This is a genomic window from Telluria beijingensis (assembly GCF_030770395.1).
Classification (GTDB): Bacteria; Pseudomonadota; Gammaproteobacteria; order Burkholderiales; family Burkholderiaceae_D; genus Telluria; species Telluria beijingensis.
On sequence record NZ_CP132480.1, the window covers coordinates 333,528 to 351,473 of the forward strand.

The following is a 17,946-nucleotide window of genomic DNA, read 5'->3' on the forward strand; positions in this document are numbered from 1 at the left end:
CGATCCAACCTCAAGGAACCGCAATGCGCCTGCTCCATACTCTCACTGCGCTGCTGCTTGGCGCGCTGGTCTCGATCGCCCATGCCGCCCAGCCGGCCACGGTGCGTCTCGACTACACCCACAGCGGCAACGCGCTGCAGGACAGCTACGCGATCGAGCGCGTGGTGATCGAGCCGCTACCCTGGCCAGGCAATATGGCGCGCAACCTGGACGACACCAACCGCGGCCAGAATCGCGTGGAAGTGGTCGATGCGAAAACCGGCGACCTGCTGTATTCGCGCGGCTTCTCGACCGTGTTCGGCGAATGGCGCACCACCGAGGAAGCGAACCGCATCAGCCGCTCGTTCCAGGAATCGGTGCGCTTCCCGCAATTCGCGCAGCCGGTGCGGGTGCGCATCCTCAAGCGCGACGAGCGCAACCAGTTCTCGGTGGCCTGGAGCGTTGAGGTCGATCCGAACGCACCGGACGTGATCCGGCGCCAGCCGCCGGCTCCGGCCAAGCCGATCGCCATTCATTCGAGCGGCGCGTCGCCCGACAAGGTCGACCTGCTGATCCTGGGCGACGGCTATACCCAGGGCGACATGAAGAAGTTCGAACAGGATGCGCGGCGCCTGACGAAGCACCTGTTCACGGTGTCGCCGTTCCGCGAGCGCGCCGGGGATTTCAATGTGTGGGCGATGGCGGTGCCGACCGAGCGATCCGGCATCAGCCGCCCGTCGACCGGCGTGCACAATCCGTCCGCGCTGGGCACGCGCTACGACATCTTCGGCAGCGAGCGCTATGTGCTCACGCTCGACAACCGCGCGCTGCGCGACATCGCCCAGCACGCGCCGTATGAATTCATCGAGATCCTGGTCAATAACGAGACCTATGGCGGCGGCGGCATCTTCGGCCAGTTCAGCACCGCGGCGGCGGGCAACGACTGGGCCGACTACCTGTTCGTGCATGAATTCGGCCACCATTTCGCCGGCCTGGCCGACGAGTATTACACCTCGCCGGTGGCCTACCAGAGCGCCAGCGGCCGCATGGAGCCGTGGGAGCCGAACGTGACCGCGCTGCGCGACCCCGCGAACCTCAAATGGAAGCGCTACGTGAAAGAGGGCACGCCGCTGCCGACACCCTGGCCCAAGGCCGCGTATGAGGAAGAGTCGCGCGTCTACCAGAAGAAGCGCGCCGCGCTGCGGGCGGAGAATCGTCCTGAATCCGAGATGAGCGCCTTGTTCCGCGAAGACCTGAAGCGCACGAATGCGCTGTTCGCGCAGCAGCCGCACCAGCATGCGATCGGTGCCTTCGAAGGCGCGAACTACGAGGCCAGCGGCTACTACCGGCCGGCGATGCAATGCCTGATGTTCGACCGCAGCGAGGCGTTCTGCCCGGTGTGCCAGGACGGCATCGGCGACATCATCGACCTCTATGCCGGCGCTGTCCGGCGGTAATCTTTGCTTACAACTCTGACAATTTGACTGTGGGCTGGCTAACAGACCCGGCGCTGCGATGAGCCTATTCTGGAATCACTGAAGAACAACAACGACTGCACAGGCAACCCGCTCTGTGCAGAGACCCACCAGAAAGGAAACACATCATGAACAAACTGATCGCTACCCTCATCGCCGGCCTGATGGCTACCGCTGCCCACGCACAAACCACCGCCCCGGCAACCGCCGCTGCCGACAACCGCCTGGTGAAAGCCGAAGCCAATGCCGAGAAAGATGTGATCAAGGCAGAGCAGAAGGAAATCAAGACCGCCATTAAAGCGGACGAGAAAGTGAACAAGACCATGGCCAAGGCCGCCGAGACCAAGTCGAAGGCCCACGCCAACCTGGTCGAGTCGCACACCGATGCGGCGGCGAAAGTGGCCAAGGCCGATCCGGAAGACCGCGCCAAGGAAATGGCCAAGGCTGAAGAGAAAGTGGCTGACGCCAATCTGAAAGCCGAGAAGAAAATGATCAAGGCCGACGAGAAAGTGCTGAAGGCACAAGTCGATGCGGCAGCCGACAAGGCCACCGCCGCGGCCAAGACCGAGCAGGTGCGTGCTGAAGCACAAGCCGATGTGCACAAAGCTGCCGCCCGTAACTAAGCATCATTGTAGAAACGAAAAATGCCGGCTTCTCAGCCGGCATTTTTTTTGTCCGCAGGGAACGGTAGGGATTACGAAGCGTCGGTTGCCCGCATCGCCAGATCCTGCGCCTTCAACCGCGCCGACAAGGCCTTGCCCTTGCGCGCCCGCTTGCCGAAGTGCGGCTCCAGCCCCGAAGCAAACAGCTCCACGGTCCGCGCCTTGTCCCCGGCCCAGGTGCCAACCACGTTCACACCCTTCTGCGTGATCGGCTGCGCCGCCAGCAGCTTCTCTTTCGGCTCCAGTTCCATCAGGATCACACCGCGGCCGCCATTGGTCAGCACCTTCATCTCGTCGATGCCGAACACCAGCACGCGGCCTTTCTCCGACAAGCAAGCCACCGCGCCGGCACTCTCCGCAACGACCCGCGGCGGCAGCGGCGCAGCGCCTTCGTTCAAGGTAATGAACGACTTGCCGCCTTTCAGGCGGCTGACCATGTCGCCCGCCTTGGTAAGGAAGCCAAACGCATCCGAGGTCGAGATCAACAAACGCGTCTCGGGATTGCCCGCGAAGTAATGCAGGATCCTTACACCGCCCGACAAATCGACCAGCGTGGTAATCGGTACGCCATCCCCGCGCGACCCCGGCAGCGCATTCACCGGCACCGAATACACCTTGCCGTTATCGCCAATGCCCAGCAGGTGATCTACCGTGCGGCACTCGAACGCCTTGTACAGCGAATCGCCGGCCTTGAAGGTGAACTGCGCCGGATCGTGCCCGATGCCGGTACGCGCGCGCACCCAGCCTTTTTCCGACACGATCACGGTCACCGGCTCGTCGATGACCTTCTGCTCGGCCACCGCGCGCTGCGCTTCCTCGATGATGGTGCGGCGCTCGTCGCCATACTGCTTGGCGTCGGCTTCGATCTCGCGAACGATCAGGCGCTTCATCGACGACGGGTTCTCGAGGATGTCTTCCAGCTTTTCCTTGTCGCTGCGCAGCTCGGCCAGCTCCTGCTGGATCTTGATCGCTTCCAGGCGCGCCAGCTGGCGCAGGCGGATCTCGAGGATGTCCTCGGCCTGGCGTTCGCTTAAGTTGAATTCCTCGATCAGCGCCGCCTTCGGCTCATCCGAATTGCGGATGATGGCGATCACCTTGTCGATGTTCAGCAGGACCGTCTCGCGGCCTTCCAGGATGTGGATGCGGTCGTTGACCTTGCCCAGCTTGAACTCGGTACGGCGCCTGACGGTTGTGAACCGATAGTCGATCCACTCCTGGATGATCGTGCCCAGGCCCTTCTGGCGCGGACGGCCGTCGCCGCCGATCATCACCATATTGATCGGCGCCGAACTCTCGAGCGAGGTATGCGCGAGCAGCATCAGCATGAACTCGCCCTGGTCGACGTTCTTCGACTTCGGCTCGAACACCAGGCGCACCGGCGCTTCGCGGCCCGATTCGTCGCGCACCGCGTCGAGCGCGCCCAGGATCGTGTTCTTCAGCGCCAGCTGCTCCGGCAGCAGCGCTTTCTTGCCGGCCTTGACCTTCGGATTGGTCAGTTCCTCGATTTCTTCCAGCACGCGCTGCGACGAGCAGCCCGGCGGCAGTTCATGCACCACGGCCTGCCACTGGCCGCGCGCCAGCTCCTCGATCTTCCAGCGCGCGCGCACCTTCATCGAGCCGCGGCCGACCGCGTACATGTCGGCGATTTGCGAGGCCGGGGTGATGATCTGGCCGCCGCCCGGGAAGTCCGGGCCGGGGATGTGGGTCATCAGCTCGGCGTGGGTGATCTTGGGGTTGCGGATCATCGCCACCGCCGCCGCCGCCACCTCGCGCAGATTGTGCGACGGGATCTCGGTGGCCAGGCCGACCGCGATGCCCGAGGCGCCGTTGAGCAGCACCATCGGCAGGCGCGCCGGCAGGGTGCGGGGTTCGGTGGTAGAACCGTCGTAGTTCGGTTGCGAGTCGACCGTGCCCATGTCGATCTCGTCCATCAGCAGGCGCGAGATCGGCGTCAGGCGGGCTTCGGTGTACCGCATCGCCGCGGCGCCGTCGCCGTCGCGCGAGCCGAAGTTGCCCTGGCCGTCGATCAGCGGATAGCGCAGCGAAAAGTCCTGCGCCATGCGCACCAGCGCGTCGTACACCGACTGGTCGCCGTGCGGGTGCAGTTTGCCGAGCACGTCGCCGACCACGGCGGCGGACTTGCGCGGTTTGGCGGTCGGGCCCAGGCCCAGTTCGTTCATCGCGTACAGGATGCGGCGCTGGACCGGCTTCTGGCCGTCCGACACGTCCGGCAGCGCGCGGCCCTTGACCACCGAGACGGCATAGTCGAGGTAGGCGCGCTCGGCGAAGGTGGACAGGGTGAGCGTCTCGACGTCCGAGGGCTCGTGTTGTTGCTCAAAGAGGCTAGGTTGATTCGTCATGATGTCTGTTCGATGTTCTGCGGGCGTTCTTGGGTGTGCGGAGAAACTTGGGTTCCCGCCTGCGCGGGAACGACGGTCTTCAAGCCACTGGCTCAAGCACGTCGTCCCCGGCCTCGTCGGCCACCTTGGCGGGGACCCAAGTTAGCTAGCAGGCCACATCCTCATCAAATATCCGCCTCCGTCTCATTCCCGTGTTCCTCGATCCAGGCGCGGCGCGCCGCGGCTTCGCCTTTGCCCATCAGCATATTGAAGCGCGATGCCGATTCGGCCAGGTCGTACTGGCCGAACGATACCGGCAGCAGGCGGCGCGTGTCCGGGTTCATGGTCGTTTCCCACAGCTGCTCGGCGTTCATCTCGCCCAGGCCCTTGAAGCGCGAAATGCTCCACACGCCTTCCTTCAGGCCTTCTTTTTTCAGCTTGTCCTCGATCGCCAGCAGTTCGCCGTCGTCCAGCGCATACAGCTTCTGGATCGGCTTCTTGCCGCGCGCCGGCACGTCGACGCGGTACAGGGGCGGACGCGCGATGCAGATATTCCCGTTGCGGAACAGGGCCGGGAAGTGCTTGAAGAACAGCGTCAGGAGCAGCACCTGGATGTGCGAGCCGTCGACGTCCGCATCCGACAGGATGCAGATCTTCCCGTAGCGCAGGCTGGTCAGGTCGGGTGAATCGTCCGGGCCGTGCGGATCGACGCCGATCGCCACCGAGATATCGTGGATCTCGTTGTTGGCGAACAGGCGGTCGCGATCGGTTTCCCACGAATTGAGCACCTTGCCGCGCAGCGGCAGGATGGCCTGGAATTCCTTGTCGCGGCCCATCTTGGCCGAGCCGCCGGCCGAGTCGCCCTCGACCAGGAACAGCTCGTTGCGGGTGATGTCGCTCGACTCGCAATCGGTCAGCTTGCCCGGCAACACCGCCACGCCGGACGATTTCTTCTTCTCGACCTTCTGCAGCGAACGCAGGCGCGACTGGGCCTGCTTGATGACCAGTTCAGCCAGCTTCTTGCCGTATTCGACGTGCTGGTTCAGCCACAGCTCGAGCGGCGGTTTCGTAAACGTCGACACCAGCTTGAGCGCGTCGCGCGAATTCAGGCGTTCCTTGGTCTGGCCCTGGAATTGCGGGTCCAGCACTTTCGCAGACAACACGAACGAGACGCGCGCGAATACGTCTTCGGGCAGCAGCTTGACGCCTTTCGGCAGCAGGCCGTGCAGCTCGACGAAGTTCTTCACGGCGCCATACAGGCCGTCGCGCAGGCCGGCCTCGTGGGTGCCGCCGCTGACGGTCGGGATCAGGTTGACGTAGGACTCGCGCACCACGCCGCCTTCTTCGGTCCAGGCCACGACCCAGTCCGCGCCTTCGCCCTCGGCGAAGCTGTCGTCGCCCGCGGCGGCAAACTGCGCGCCTTCGAACAGCGGGATCAGGGTCTCGCCGTTGGAACTTTGCGCCAGCGCTTCGTTCAGGTAGCCGCGCAGGCCTTCGTCATAGCGCCAGGTTTGCACGTCGCCGGTCTTGCCGTTGGTGAGCGTGACGGTCACGCCCGGCAGCAGCACCGCCTTCGAGCGCAGCAGGCGCTGCAGGTCGCCCAGCGGGATGTTCGGGGAGTCGAAATATTTGCCGTCCGGCCAGGCGGTGACGCGGGTGCCGTTCTTCTTGCCGCCACGTTCGGCAGGGCTGGACGCCAGAGGCTCGATGACTTCGCCGTCGGCGAACACCAGGCGGTGTTGGCCATTGCCCTGGTCGTCCTTGCGCCAGACCTCGATCTCGAGGCGCTTCGACAGCGCATTGGTGACGGAGACGCCGACCCCGTGCAGGCCGCCCGAGAAGGCATAGGCGCCGCCCGAGCCCTTGTCGAACTTGCCGCCGGCGTGCAGGCGGGTGAACACGATCTCGACCGTGGACACGCCTTCTTCCGGGTGGATGCCGACCGGGATGCCGCGGCCGTCGTCCTCGACCGTGATCGACCCGTCCGGGTTCAGCGTCACGCCGATGTTCTTGCAGTGACCGCCCAGCGCTTCATCGGAGGCGTTGTCGATCACTTCCTGGATGATGTGGAGCGGATTCTCGGTCCGGGTATACATGCCCGGACGCTGTTTCACAGGTTCGAGTCCCTTGAGGACGCGGATGGATGATTCGCTGTAGTCTGGAGCGGGTTTCTTGGAGGCCATCTTGAAGATTGTTTGTCGAATGCTCCGGCATTCTAACTTGTCATGGGGAAAAGGTAAGGCTTTTTTACTGTTTAAATATACAGTAGTTCGCGACATGACGTGCTTTTCGCTTCGCACGTTTGTGCTAGATTAAGCCGGATATCCACGGCGATGCCAGGGAGGCGCTCTACCGATGCACTTGTCCAGCTATCCGTTCACCGTCCGCCTGATCGGTTTCGCGCCCGGCGAAACTGCGCGGCTCGAAGCCCTGCTGGCCCAGGCGCCAGGCCTCGGGCCGTCGTATTCTTGCCTGCATGACGACAGTTTGCAAGAGCCGGATTTATATATCGCCAACGGCGACAGCCCGACCGCGCTGACCCGGCTCGGCTGTCTGCCGCCCGGTTCGCTGCAGCAGGCGCTCGTGATTGGCAACCCCGGCAGCGAACCTTGGCGCACCCTGGCGCGGCCGGTCGAGCCCTTGCCCCTGTACGAAGCCCTGGCCGAGCTGCTCGATACCCGGGTCCATGCGCTGGTCCAGCAAAGTACCCGTCCGCGGCGCGTGCTGGCCGAGCGGCGCCGCCGCCCGCGCCTGGCGCCGGATTGCGAGACGCCGGCATTCTACACGCGCCTGCGCCGTGGTCCGGTGGATGGGGCGGTGTTGATCGTCGACCAGGAATGCAAGCTGCGCAACCAGGTGGCGCGCGTGCTGGAGCCGCGCCGGGTGGCGGTGGAGTGGACCGACAGCCTGTGCGCAGCGGTGCGCCTGTGCGACGAAACGCCGGTTTCCCTGGTGCTGATCAATACGGCGGCGTCCGGCATCGAGCCCTACGAGGTGTGCAGCTCGATCAAGTCGCAGGACGGGGCCCAGCGCACCCCGGTGGTGTTCCTGGTCGAGCAATCCTTTCATTACGATGCCGTGCGCGCGCGGCAGGCGGGGGCGCGCGGCCTGCTCACGACGCCGGTCGCCGGGCGACACTGGATGCTGACCTTCCAGAAGCTGATGGATCTGCCAGTGTAGGCACAGGTGTAGGCGCCAAGCGACGTTTTGTCACAACTTCGTATCGTGCGAAGCGGTGGTGAAGTTATATTAATAACCATGGCTGAAGACGATCAAATCAAGCGCAAGGACGGCGATCCGGCGGGGGATGTCGACGAGCGCCGCGAAACGCGTGTCCGTGTCCCCGATCGCCGCGCGAGCAGCGGCCAGACCGCGCGCGGGCCGGCACGCTACCTGCGCGACGGCGACAATGCCGTCGCCCTGGCCGGCCGGGTGATCACCTCGCGCTTTCGCTCGTTGCGCGAACGCTTCAACCGCGAATTCATGCAGCGCACGCTGCACATCGGCGTCTCGGCCCGCATTTTCCACCCCGCCGCCGGGGCCAAGGGCCTGCTCAGCAAGAACCTGCAATATCTCGAGGAATCGATCGCCCAGTGGGTGATGTCGCGCGACGTGCTGGTATTCATGATCCCCACGGTGAATACCAACGGCTTGCTTCACCCCAGCAATATCACCCTGCGCCACTATGCACGCCACCTGGACGGCCTGGTGCTGCAGGGCGGGGCCGACGTGGCGCCGCAAACCTATTCCGAGACCCCGACCCGCCCCGAATGGAGCGGCGACCGCGCGCGCGACGTGTACGAACTCGAGCTGCTCCACGAATTCGTCGACGCCGGCAAGCCGGTGCTGGGCGTGTGCCGGGGTTGCCAGCTGATCAACGTCGCCTTCGGCGGCACCCTGCACCAGGACGTTGCCACCGACATGCCCGAGGCGCTGGCCCACGTGCACGACGTCTACGACGCCCACCGCCACGCCATCGTGTTCCCCAAGGGCTCGTCCCTGGGCCGCATGTTCCCCAAGACCGAGCGGGCGATGGTGAATTCGATCCACCACCAGGCGGTCAAGGATCTCGGCCGCGATATCCGGGTCGAAGCCATGTCCGATCCGGACGGCATCATCGAGGCGATCCGCTACCAGCGTGCCAACTTCGTCATGGGCTTGCAGTGGCACCCCGAATTCCACCGCGCCGGGGGCGTCGACCTGCTCGATTGCACGCCGGTGCTCGACGAATTCCTGCGCGCGGCGCGCGAAACCCGCCTCTAGTTGTTGCTAGTTATCAAGGTCGTGCACGCTTGCCGAAAACGCTTGCTTTCGCCGCGCGACGCGTGAATAATGAAATGAGAATCATTCGCATCCTGTTGCGGTTTTGATTCACCTCACGCTTGATCGTTGCGCACCGCAACTGCTTTTTGGGAGACGCTTGCATGACCATTTCCACTGCAGACACGACGTCGTCGGAACCGCGCAGCCAGGACGCGCTGCTGGTCGCTTCGCTATTGCACCTGATGTCCAACTACACCACGCGCGGCGACGGCGAACAGCCTTGCGTGAAGCTGGCCTCGGTGATCGAGCGCCACCTGTGCGCGCTGTCGCGCCTGCCGAACATCGACCCGGTGCTGCGCGCCACCTGCGAACAGCTGGCCGACCAGTGGGCGGTGGTGGTCGACGCCAAGCTGCCGGCGCCGGCGCCGGCTCGCCAGCCCCTGCTGGCGCGCTTCATGAAAGGCGGCTGGAGCGGCAAGACGGCGCCGCTGGCCGGCTGATTTTCCTGCCTATGCCGCGCGCCCGCCGCGGAAGTGCGCGATCGCCGCGTTGACCATGCCCTCGACGCTGCCTTCGCGCTCCACGTGGCGGCGCAGGATGGCGGCGTCGCTGCCGTCGTGCGCCGCGGCCGCCAGGTGGCGCAGGGCCTCCACGCTGCCCAGCGCCTCGGCATGCGGCAGCATCTTTTCCAGCGTCGCCAGGATATCTTCGCGCATCGGCACGTTCTCGTACGTCTTCGGATGCGTGATGCTGCCGTCCAGGCCGAAGCGGCAGGCCTGGAAACGGTTGTAGTTGTAGACCAGGTAGTCGTCCTCCACCGGGGCTTCTTCTTTCCTTTCCAGCAGGTGCCGGCACAGTGCCTGCAGGTAGCCGGCCAGCGCCGCCGCCCGCTCCACCGTGAGCGGCGTGTCGCACACGCGCAGCTCGATGGTGCCGTACTCGGGCTTGGGCCGCAGGTCCCAGTAGAAATCCTTCATGCTCTTGATGATGTTGGTACGTTCCATCTTGGCGAAGTAGACGTCGGTGAACTCCTGCCAGGTGAGGGTGAACGGCGCGCGCCCGCTCATCGGGAAGGCGAATACCGAATTGAGGCGCGCCGATTCGAACAGGCTGTCGTGGCCCTGCACATAGGGCGACGAGGCCGACAGCGCGATGAAGTGCGGCAGGTAGCGGTTGAGCGCGTGCAGCAGGTACAGCGCGTCGTCGCCGTTGGCGCAGCCGATGTGCACGTGCTGGCCGAACACCGTGAACTGCTTGGCCAGGTAGCCGTACAGCTGCGACAGGTATTCATAGCGCGGCTTGGCCGAGATCCTCTGGTCGGACCAGTGCTGGAACGGGTGGGTGCCGCCGCCGGCGATGCCGATATTGAGCACGTCGCTGGCCGCCACCAGGGTGTCGCGGATCTCGAGCAGTTCGGCCAGCAGCGGCTCGTAGGCCGTGTGCACGCTCGAGTTAATCTCGATCATGCTCTCGGTGATCTCGGGCGTGACGTTGCCCGGGAACGGTTTGCGCTTCAAGAGGTGCATCAGGTCGGGGCTGGCCGCGGTCAGGTTGAAATCCGACAGGCTGACCAGCTGCAGTTCCAGCTCGACCCCGAAGGTGAGCGGCTGCGAGGGGGTGAAGGCTTCAAGCGGCATGGCTCGTCTCCGGTGCTTCGCGCGCCCAGATCAGCGCGCGCTGGATGATGATCGGGCCGAACACTTCGAGCAGCATCGTGACGGCCGCCATCGCATACAGTTCTTCGACCACTTTCAGGCCGGCATAGCGCGCATGCTCGAGCAGCAGGATCACGAACACGGCCAGCGGCGCCAGCCCGAGGCCGGTGAGCGCGCCCTTGCGCCAGGTGACGCCCGACAGGTGGGCGAAGGCCGTCACCCCGGCCACCTTGGCGAACATGCGCACCAGCACCACGCTGATGGCCAGCGCGGCGCCGGCGGTGACCAGGCGCCAGTCGAGGGTCGAGGCGGCGTACACGAACAGCAGCACGGTCAGCACCTCGCCCAGCGCGCCGAAGTTGCGCTGGGTCTGGGTGAAGGCCACGCGGCGGTAGCGCACCGTCAGGCCGAAGGCCAGCGCCGCCACCACCGGCGACAGGCCGATGCTGTCGCACAACGCCACCAGCAGGATCACGGCCAGCGCGAAGGCGACGGTGGAATCCTGCTGCGGATTGCGGATCGCGCGCAGCAGGCTTGGGGTGACGACGCCGAAGATCGCGCCGGCCACGATCGAGCCGGCCAGCATCACCAGGCTTTGCCACAGCGCCTCGCCGACGGCGGCGTAGGTGCGGAACAGCCAGATGCCGATGATGGCGTTGAAGGCGAACACCGACAGCACGCAGTTCTGGGCCGACAGGTGTAGCACCCGTTCGGTCATCTGGCCCGAGCTTTTCTGCTCGTTGACCACCCGCACCACGGTGGCGGGCGAGGTCGCCATCGACAGCGCCGCCATCAGGAGGGCCGTCAGGCGGCCGGTGCCGAAGGCGGTGGCGACCAGATAGACCAGGATGAAGGTCAGCGCGGCCTCGACCAGGCCGGCCACGCCGATCCAGGGATTGTTGACCAGCCAGCGCAGGTTGATGCGGTTGCCCAGTTCGAACAGGATCAGGCCGAAGGCGACGTTGGCCAGCAGCGAGACCGGGCCCATGTCGGGGGCGGGCAGGGCGCCGATCTGCGTGCTGCCGAGGGCGAAGCCGACCAGGCCATAGAAGCTGATGCGCGGCAGGCCGGTCCAGCGCTGGCCGAATTCGCCGGCCAGCCAGGCGAGCGCGATCGCCAGCGGCCACGCGAGACTAGTCAACAGGGACAGCAGGTCTGGCATTCGTTTTCCCCTCGGTTCTTCTATGTCTTGTCGCTGGTGCGTGCTTGCCACCGATGCTTGCGGATTCTACAAGCGGACGGCGCACGCACGATTGTCCTGGCTCGCCCGTCCACGCGCCTTGTGTTGGGACACGGCGAGCGGCGGGCGAGTGGCTCGATCATAGCGATTCCAGCAAGGCCGTCCGTGTCCGCACTAACACAGTGCGTAAAGACATTAATTGTCGAGGGGAATTATTTGCTGAGGAGGCGCATCGCCCGTTCCAGTCCTTCGAGCGTGATCGGAAACATGCGGTTGTTCATGATCTGGCGTATCAGGGCAATCGACTGCCGGTATTGCCACAGGTGTTCGGGCTCCGGATTGAGCCAGGCAAACTTGGGAAAGGTCGACACGAAGCGCGCCAGCCAGGCCGCGCCCGGCTCTTCGTTGTTGTACTCGACCGATCCGCCCGGCGCCATCACCTCGTAGGGGCTCATGGTGGCGTCGCCGACGAAGATCAGGCGCGTATCGGGCGGGTATTTACGCAGCACGTCCCAGGTCGGGAAGCGCTCGCTCTGGCGGCGCCGGTTGTTCTTCCACAGGTAGTCGTACACGCAGTTGTGGAAGTAATAGAACTCCATGTTCTTGAATTCGCTGCTGGCGGCCGAAAACAGTTCTTCGGTGCGCTCGATGTGGTCGTCCATCGAGCCGCCCACGTCGAGCAGCATCACTACCTTGATCCGGTTCTTGCGCTCGGGCCGCATGCGGATGTCGAGCCAGCCGGCATTGCTGGCGGTGGCGCGGATGGTGTCGTCCAGCGCCAGTTCGTCCGCCGCGCCCTGGCGCGCGAAGCGGCGCAGGCGGCGCAGCGCCACCTTCAGGTTGCGCGTGCCCAGTTCGCGTTCGCCGTCGTAGTCACGGAAGGTGCGCTGCTCCCACACCTTGACCGCGCTGCGGTTGCGGCCCGTGCCACCGATACGGATCCCTTCCGGATTGGTGCCGCCGTGGCCGAAGGGCGAGGTGCCGCCGGTGCCGATCCACTTGCTGCCGCCGGCGTGGCGCTCCTTCTGCTCCTTCAACAGTTCCTGCAGGCGCTGCTGCAGCTGGTCGTAGCCGAATTTCTCGAGCTGCGCCTTCTGTTCGGGCGTCAGCTCGCGCTCGAAGCGCTTGATCAGCCATTCCAGCGGGATTTCGGCCTTGTCGTCGAATACCGCATCGATGCCTCTGAACCAGGCGCCGAACACGCGATCGAACTTGTCGAAGTGGGCTTCGTCCTTCACCAGCGTCAGGCGCGCGAGGTAATAGAACTCGTCGAGCGAGGGAGCGATCACGCCGCGCTGCAGGGCTTCGAGCAGGGTCAGGAATTCGCGGATCGAGACCGGTACCCTGGCCTCGCGCAGGGCGCGGAAGAAGTCGATCAGCATGGCCTAGCCCCCGGCGTGATGCGCGAGGCGCGCCTCCAGATGGGCGCGTACCCGCGGCCATTCGGCGCGCAGGATGCTGTACATGACGGTGTCGCGCGGCTGCCCGTTGCGGCGCGCGACGTGGTGGCGCAGCACGCCGTCCTTGTTTGCGCCGAGCCGCTCGATGGCCGCCTGCGACGCGAAGTTCTCGCCATCGGTGCGCAGGCCGACCACGGCGCAGCCCAGCGTGTCGAAGGCATGCCGCATCAGCATCAGCTTGCAGCTCGTGTTCACGTGGCTGCGCTGCACGCGCCTGGCGTACCAGGTGTAGCCGATCTCGACCCGGTCCACGTCAGGCACGATGTCGTGGTAGCTGGTGCTGCCGAAGACGGCGCCGCTGGCGGCATCGACCACGGCCCAGGCGCGGCGGTTGGCCATGCCGAGCGCGGTGTCGATATAGGCGCCGGCGTCGTGCGGCGCCGGCACGCTGGTCACGACCAGATTCCACAATTCGCCGTCGCTGGCGGCCGCGCGCAAGCCATCGGCATGGTGCGGCGCCAGCGGCTCCAGGCGTACGCCATTGAATTCCAGGGTGACGGGAGCGACCGCGATCATCGCTTGTTCCTCGACATGAACATCAGGCGTTCGAACAGGGCGATGTCCTGTTCGTTCTTGAGCAGGGCGCCCTGCAGCGGCGGCGCTGCATTGTCGATACGCAGCGCCTCGGCCGGCACGTCCTCGGCCAGCAGCAGCTTGAGCCAGTCCAAAAATTCCGAGGTCGACGGTTTCTTCTTGATGCCGGGGACGTCGCGCAGCGCATAGAAGCTTTGCAGCGCGGCCGCCAGCAAGTCCTGCTTCAGGCGCGGGAAATGCACGCCCACGATGTCGGCCATCGTCTCGCGGTCGGGGAACTGGATGTAGTGGAAGAAGCAGCGGCGCAGGAAGGCGTCGGGCAGCTCTTTTTCGTTGTTCGAGGTGATGATCACCAGCGGGCGGTGCTTGGCCACCACCATCTCGCGCGTCTCGTAGACGTAGAACTCCATGCGATCGAGTTCGCGCAGCAGGTCGTTCGGGAATTCGATGTCGGCCTTGTCAACCTCGTCGATCAGCAGCACGACCGGCTCGGGCGAGGTGAATGCCTGCCACAGCACGCCCTTGACGATGTAGTTCTGGATGTCGCGCACGCGCTCGTCGCCCAGCTGCGAATCGCGCAGGCGCGAGACGGCGTCGTATTCGTACAGGCCCTGCTGGGCCTTGGTGGTCGACTTCACGTGCCACTGCAAGAGCGGCATGTCGAGCGCGGCCGCCACCTCTTCGGCCAGCATGGTCTTGCCGGTGCCCGGCTCGCCCTTGATCAGGAGCGGGCGGCCCAGGGTGAGGGCGGCGTTGACGGCCAGTTTCAGGTCGGCGGTGGCGACGTACTTGTCGCTGCCTTCGAAGCGGGGGGATGCATGCATGGCGGGTGAGGGGCGAAAACGTGAAGGTGAGGCGAGTATAAGACAAAAAGTTCGCCTACCCGGCGCAGGGGCGCGGGCGGCCGGTTTGTAGACTGGTGTCAAGTCTTCAGATAGAATCGGCCAGTTGGTAAGCCTTTGCTAAGTTTTTGTGCGGTTGCGGTTTTCGAAATATAACTAACGAGACGCCCATGAAAAAAACTCTGGTACCACTGGCGCTGGCGCTCCTTGCCGGCGCCGCCGGCAGCGCGTTCGCCGCGGAAGTGGTCGGTAATCCCCAGGCGGCAACCGCCAAGATCGAGATGTGCATCGGCTGCCATGCCATTCCCGGCGGCTACAAGACGGCATTCCCCGAAGTGTATCGCGTGCCGATGATCGGCGGCCAGTCGGCCAAGTACATCGAAGCGGCGCTCAAGGCCTATCGCAAGGGCGACCGCAAGCATCCTTCCATGACCGGCATCGCGCGCTCGATGAGCGACCAGGACATCGCCGACGTGGCGGCCTATTATTCCCAGCAAACGTCGAACCAGACGACCGCCAAGCGATGAGGACCGCCATGAAGAAAACGATACTCCTGCTGGCCCTCGGCGCCGTGTCGCTCGGCGCGGCCGCCAACGACGTCAAGCGCGGCGAGGCGCTGGCCCAGAAATACAACTGCGCCTCCTGCCATGGCGCCGATTTCAACAAGGCGATCGACCCGACCTATCCGAAGCTGGCCGGCCAGCATGCCGACTATCTCACGCATGCGCTGCGCGCTTATAAACGCGGGGCCGGCGCCAACGGCCGTGTCAACCCGATCATGGCCGGCATCGTGCAGCCGCTGTCGAACCAGGACATGGCCGACCTCGGCGCCTACTTGTCCAGCCTGCCGTCGCAGCTGGTGGTCAAGAAGTAGCAGGACGCCACAGGTCCGCAGGCGCCGGCTGTCCGGCGCCGCGCCATCGCGCGCGCAGGCGACCAGCAGGCAATCGTAGTCGCGCGTGATGGCGCGCTAGCTGGTCACGCCGCGGCGCCGCTGCGGCGCGATTGGACTCTCACATCGGTGTCGCTGTCAATTTCACTTGCGCTAGAAGCGTCACCTCAGGATCATCTGCAATCGGCATATATTCAGGGCAGACATACGCCTGAATGAATCGATTTTTTGCACTTTTTATATTTTGTGCAATCCGCTAAAGTTTGTCTCGTCACGTTGTGCTCCCAACATTATTGGAAACTGGCCGGCTTATCCGCCAAGGAGTCGTCATGTCAACTGCAATCGTTTCCGATAATATAGGACTGGCTTCAATGCAGATATTTCCGTTTCCATTCATGCCGAATTTGCTTGTGGCATTGGTTGTCAGTTTCTCGGTCTGCATCCTGATTATCGCCACGCAGCGCTGGCATGGACGCTTTTCCCTGGATTCGGATACCGGAGGCGTGCAGAAAGTTCACAAGAAATCCGTGCCGCGAATGGGTGGGATTGCCTTGTGCGCCGGTGTGCTTGGCGCCGCCTGTTTCGACGCCTATGCGACGACCAGGACCGACGCCAATGCGCAGGCCGGCGCCAGGATGTTCATGCTGTTGATTGCGGCAATTCCCGCGTTCTTCTCCGGTGTCATGGAAGACCTGACCAAGTCCGTCACCCCGAGAAGGCGCCTGCTCGCCATCTTTGCCAGTGCTTTCCTCGCCGTCTGGCTTCTGGGGGCAGTGTTGTCCCGTGTCGATGTATGGGGCCTCGACAGCATGCTCGTCTTTATTCCCTTCTCCATCGCGATCACCGTATTCGCGGTAGCGGGAATCACCAATTCAATCAATATCATCGACGGTTTCCATGGCGTTGCCGGCATCGCGATCGTGATCATTCTGACCGGCATGGGTTTCATCGCATCGCGTAACGGCGATATGCTGATTATTCAATTATCCGCCATGGCAATCGGCGCCGCCATCGGGTTCCTGATGCTGAATTATCCGACCGGCCGGCTATTCATGGGCGATGGCGGCGCCTATTTACTTGGATTCCTGGCAGCCGAAATTGCAGTATTGACGGTCATGCGCAATCCGGCCGTCAATGCATGGCAGATTCTCGCAATCTATGCTTACCCGGTCATCGAGGTTTTATTCAGTATCTACCGTCGCACGATCATTTACGGCGCGCGGGCCGGCGCTCCCGACCGCCTGCACCTGCATTCGCTGTTCTACCGAAGGTGTGCCCGGCAGAAAATCAGCGGGAAGAAACATCCGTGGATGTGCAATGCCTGGGTCGCGTGTTTCATCGCAGCCTGGATCGGCACGGCGACCGCATGTTCCGTCCTGTTCGGCGATACCGTTCCCGCCGCCGTCGCCATGGTCCTGCTCCAGCTCGTGCTCTACATCGCCGTGTACATGCGGCTGGTACGCGGGCACTGGGGGCACTGCCGGCATCCGGCGGTCATCTTCGGCTTGCGCCCGCAGCCGCGCCATGGCCTCGTCGACGACGTCCTCGTCATTGGTCCTGGTCCGCGCGCGTTTGGCTGACCCGGAAGCGAACCATGCACACCCTCGAAGACATCGAGCGGGCCATGCGACAGCGCCCCCGCAAATGGCTCGTCACGGGCTGCGCCGGCTTCATCGGCTCGAACCTGACCGAATACCTGCTCCGGCATGACCAGGCCGTGGTCGGCCTGGACAACCTGTCGACCGGCCACTGGCGCAATCTCGAGGAGGTGCGCGACCTCGTCGGCCCGGATGGGTGGCGCCGTTTCGGTTTCATCCAGGGCGACATCCGCGACACGGTCGCATGCCGGCACGCGATGGCGGGCGTGGACCGGGTCCTGCACCAGGCGGCGCTCGGTTCGGTGCCACGCTCGATCGCCGACCCGATCGCGACCAATGAGGCCAATGTCGACGGTTTCCTGAACCTGCTGGTCGCCGCGCGGGACGCCGCGGTCGCATCGTTCGTGTACGCCGCATCGAGCTCCACGTATGGCGACCATCCCGGACTGCCGAAAGTCGAGGCGCACATCGGCAGGCCCTTGTCGCCTTACGCCGTGAGCAAATACGTGAACGAGCTGTATGCCGACGTATTTGCGCGCTGCTACGGGTTCGGCACGGTCGGACTACGGTATTTCAATGTGTTCGGCAGGCGGCAGGACCCGGCCGGCGCGTACGCGGCCGTGATCCCGAAATGGATCGGCGCCATGCTCGCCGGCGACCAGGTCGTCATCAACGGAGACGGGCAGACGAGTCGCGATTTCTGCTTCGTCGATAACGTCGTGCAGGCGAACATGCTGGCCTCGCATGCCGCGACCGGCCCGGCATCCCGGATCTACAACGTGGCGCTCGGCGACGCGACGACGCTGATCCAGCTGTTCGGCTACCTGAAAGAACTGTTGATGCTGGACGGGATCGAGGTCTGCCAGGCACCGCGGCACGCGCCGTCTCGCGCCGGCGATATCGCGTGCTCCCAGGCGAACATCGACAAGGCGATGCGGGAACTCGGCTATGCGCCCCGGTACCGGATTCGCGAGGGGCTGGCCGTGACCGTCCCGTGGTACGTCGCACGCGGCGGGGCGCACCGGCAGGCCGGCGCGTCGGCACGGCCGGTCGCCACGGCAGGTTAG

At 64.5% G+C, this 17,946-nt stretch carries 16 protein-coding genes; 9 read left to right on the forward strand and 7 right to left on the reverse strand.

Features of this window, described 5'->3' with window-relative positions:
- Positions 1-23 precede the first annotated feature (23 nt).
- Both Q9246_RS01505 and Q9246_RS01510 read left to right on the forward strand, forming a co-directional pair.
- Positions 24-1,436, forward strand: a complete 1,413-nt coding sequence (locus Q9246_RS01505) for an IgA Peptidase M64 (protein WP_306394892.1) — start codon at positions 24-26, stop codon at positions 1,434-1,436.
- Positions 1,437-1,582: 146 nt separating this feature from the next.
- Complete coding sequence (locus Q9246_RS01510) at positions 1,583-2,077, forward strand: hypothetical protein (protein WP_306394894.1); 495 nt, start codon at positions 1,583-1,585, stop codon at positions 2,075-2,077.
- A 71-nt stretch (positions 2,078-2,148) separates the two neighbouring features.
- Here Q9246_RS01510 and parC read toward each other — a convergent pair whose 3' ends face one another.
- Together parC and Q9246_RS01520 are read right to left on the reverse strand one after the other, a co-directional pair.
- Positions 2,149-4,476 (reverse strand): DNA topoisomerase IV subunit A, encoded by a 2,328-nt coding sequence (gene parC, locus Q9246_RS01515; RefSeq protein ID WP_306394895.1) that lies wholly within the window; start codon positions 4,474-4,476, stop codon positions 2,149-2,151.
- A 164-nt stretch (positions 4,477-4,640) separates the two neighbouring features.
- Positions 4,641-6,638 (reverse strand): DNA topoisomerase IV subunit B, encoded by a 1,998-nt coding sequence (locus Q9246_RS01520; protein WP_306394897.1) that lies wholly within the window; start codon positions 6,636-6,638, stop codon positions 4,641-4,643.
- A 172-nt stretch (positions 6,639-6,810) separates the two neighbouring features.
- On the opposite strand from Q9246_RS01520, the gene Q9246_RS01525 reads away from it, so the two are divergent.
- The 3 genes from Q9246_RS01525 to Q9246_RS01535 all read left to right on the forward strand — a co-directional run bounded on the left by Q9246_RS01525 (position 6,811) and on the right by Q9246_RS01535 (position 9,218).
- On the forward strand, positions 6,811-7,635 hold the full coding sequence (locus Q9246_RS01525) for a response regulator (protein WP_306394898.1): 825 nt from the start codon (positions 6,811-6,813) through the stop codon (positions 7,633-7,635).
- Between the two features lie 78 nt (positions 7,636-7,713).
- Positions 7,714-8,718, forward strand: a complete 1,005-nt coding sequence (locus Q9246_RS01530) for a gamma-glutamyl-gamma-aminobutyrate hydrolase family protein (protein ID WP_306394899.1) — start codon at positions 7,714-7,716, stop codon at positions 8,716-8,718.
- Positions 8,719-8,879: 161 nt separating this feature from the next.
- Positions 8,880-9,218: a hypothetical protein gene (locus tag Q9246_RS01535; RefSeq protein WP_306394900.1), complete on the forward strand. Its 339-nt coding sequence runs from the start codon at positions 8,880-8,882 to the stop codon at positions 9,216-9,218.
- 9 nt (positions 9,219-9,227) lie between these two features.
- Here Q9246_RS01535 and Q9246_RS01540 read toward each other — a convergent pair whose 3' ends face one another.
- The 5 genes from Q9246_RS01540 to Q9246_RS01560 all read right to left on the reverse strand — a co-directional run bounded on the left by Q9246_RS01540 (position 9,228) and on the right by Q9246_RS01560 (position 14,371).
- Positions 9,228-10,355 (reverse strand): YbdK family carboxylate-amine ligase, encoded by a 1,128-nt coding sequence (locus tag Q9246_RS01540; RefSeq protein ID WP_306394901.1) that lies wholly within the window; start codon positions 10,353-10,355, stop codon positions 9,228-9,230.
- Positions 10,345-11,535, reverse strand: a complete 1,191-nt coding sequence (locus Q9246_RS01545; protein WP_306394902.1) for a cation:proton antiporter — start codon at positions 11,533-11,535, stop codon at positions 10,345-10,347. The genes Q9246_RS01540 and Q9246_RS01545 overlap by 11 nt, the downstream gene beginning before the upstream one ends.
- 230 nt (positions 11,536-11,765) lie before the next feature.
- Entirely contained in the window at positions 11,766-12,935 is a 1,170-nt protein-coding gene (locus tag Q9246_RS01550; protein WP_306394904.1) for a vWA domain-containing protein, read from the reverse strand.
- Between the two features lie 3 nt (positions 12,936-12,938).
- Positions 12,939-13,529: a GNAT family N-acetyltransferase gene (locus tag Q9246_RS01555; RefSeq protein ID WP_306394907.1), complete on the reverse strand. Its 591-nt coding sequence runs from the start codon at positions 13,527-13,529 to the stop codon at positions 12,939-12,941.
- Positions 13,526-14,371, reverse strand: coding sequence for an AAA family ATPase (locus Q9246_RS01560; protein ID WP_306394908.1), 846 nt, complete (start codon positions 14,369-14,371; stop codon positions 13,526-13,528). The genes Q9246_RS01555 and Q9246_RS01560 overlap by 4 nt, the downstream gene beginning before the upstream one ends.
- A gap of 188 nt (positions 14,372-14,559) precedes the next feature.
- Here Q9246_RS01560 and Q9246_RS01565 point away from each other — a divergent pair, with 188 nt between their 5' ends.
- The 4 genes from Q9246_RS01565 (at position 14,560) to Q9246_RS01580 (ending at position 17,946) form a co-directional block, all read left to right on the forward strand.
- Positions 14,560-14,916: a c-type cytochrome gene (locus Q9246_RS01565; RefSeq protein WP_306394910.1), complete on the forward strand. Its 357-nt coding sequence runs from the start codon at positions 14,560-14,562 to the stop codon at positions 14,914-14,916.
- An 8-nt stretch (positions 14,917-14,924) separates the two neighbouring features.
- Complete coding sequence (locus Q9246_RS01570) at positions 14,925-15,263, forward strand: c-type cytochrome (RefSeq protein WP_306394911.1); 339 nt, start codon at positions 14,925-14,927, stop codon at positions 15,261-15,263.
- Positions 15,264-15,610: 347 nt separating this feature from the next.
- Positions 15,611-16,861, forward strand: a complete 1,251-nt coding sequence (locus Q9246_RS01575; RefSeq protein WP_306394912.1) for an MraY family glycosyltransferase — start codon at positions 15,611-15,613, stop codon at positions 16,859-16,861.
- A 14-nt stretch (positions 16,862-16,875) separates the two neighbouring features.
- Positions 16,876-17,946, forward strand: coding sequence for an SDR family oxidoreductase (locus Q9246_RS01580; protein ID WP_306394913.1), 1,071 nt, complete (start codon positions 16,876-16,878; stop codon positions 17,944-17,946).

Bases quoted from the DNA above. Each gene is read 5' to 3' on its own strand.
- Q9246_RS01505 (WP_306394892.1), top strand. From the start codon at position 24: ATGCGCCTGCTCCATACTCTCACTGCGCTGCTGCTTGGCGCGCTGGTC.
- Q9246_RS01510 (WP_306394894.1), top strand. From the start codon at position 1,583: ATGAACAAACTGATCGCTACCCTCATCGCCGGCCTGATGGCTACCGCT.
- parC (WP_306394895.1), bottom strand. From the start codon at position 4,476: ATGACGAATCAACCTAGCCTCTTTGAGCAACAACACGAGCCCTCGGAC.
- Q9246_RS01520 (WP_306394897.1), bottom strand. From the start codon at position 6,638: ATGGCCTCCAAGAAACCCGCTCCAGACTACAGCGAATCATCCATCCGC.
- Q9246_RS01525 (WP_306394898.1), top strand. From the start codon at position 6,811: ATGCACTTGTCCAGCTATCCGTTCACCGTCCGCCTGATCGGTTTCGCG.
- Q9246_RS01530 (WP_306394899.1), top strand. From the start codon at position 7,714: ATGGCTGAAGACGATCAAATCAAGCGCAAGGACGGCGATCCGGCGGGG.
- Q9246_RS01535 (WP_306394900.1), top strand. From the start codon at position 8,880: ATGACCATTTCCACTGCAGACACGACGTCGTCGGAACCGCGCAGCCAG.
- Q9246_RS01540 (WP_306394901.1), bottom strand. From the start codon at position 10,355: ATGCCGCTTGAAGCCTTCACCCCCTCGCAGCCGCTCACCTTCGGGGTC.
- Q9246_RS01545 (WP_306394902.1), bottom strand. From the start codon at position 11,535: ATGCCAGACCTGCTGTCCCTGTTGACTAGTCTCGCGTGGCCGCTGGCG.
- Q9246_RS01550 (WP_306394904.1), bottom strand. From the start codon at position 12,935: ATGCTGATCGACTTCTTCCGCGCCCTGCGCGAGGCCAGGGTACCGGTC.
- Q9246_RS01555 (WP_306394907.1), bottom strand. From the start codon at position 13,529: ATGATCGCGGTCGCTCCCGTCACCCTGGAATTCAATGGCGTACGCCTG.
- Q9246_RS01560 (WP_306394908.1), bottom strand. From the start codon at position 14,371: ATGCATGCATCCCCCCGCTTCGAAGGCAGCGACAAGTACGTCGCCACC.
- Q9246_RS01565 (WP_306394910.1), top strand. From the start codon at position 14,560: ATGAAAAAAACTCTGGTACCACTGGCGCTGGCGCTCCTTGCCGGCGCC.
- Q9246_RS01570 (WP_306394911.1), top strand. From the start codon at position 14,925: ATGAAGAAAACGATACTCCTGCTGGCCCTCGGCGCCGTGTCGCTCGGC.
- Q9246_RS01575 (WP_306394912.1), top strand. From the start codon at position 15,611: ATGTCAACTGCAATCGTTTCCGATAATATAGGACTGGCTTCAATGCAG.
- Q9246_RS01580 (WP_306394913.1), top strand. From the start codon at position 16,876: ATGCACACCCTCGAAGACATCGAGCGGGCCATGCGACAGCGCCCCCGC.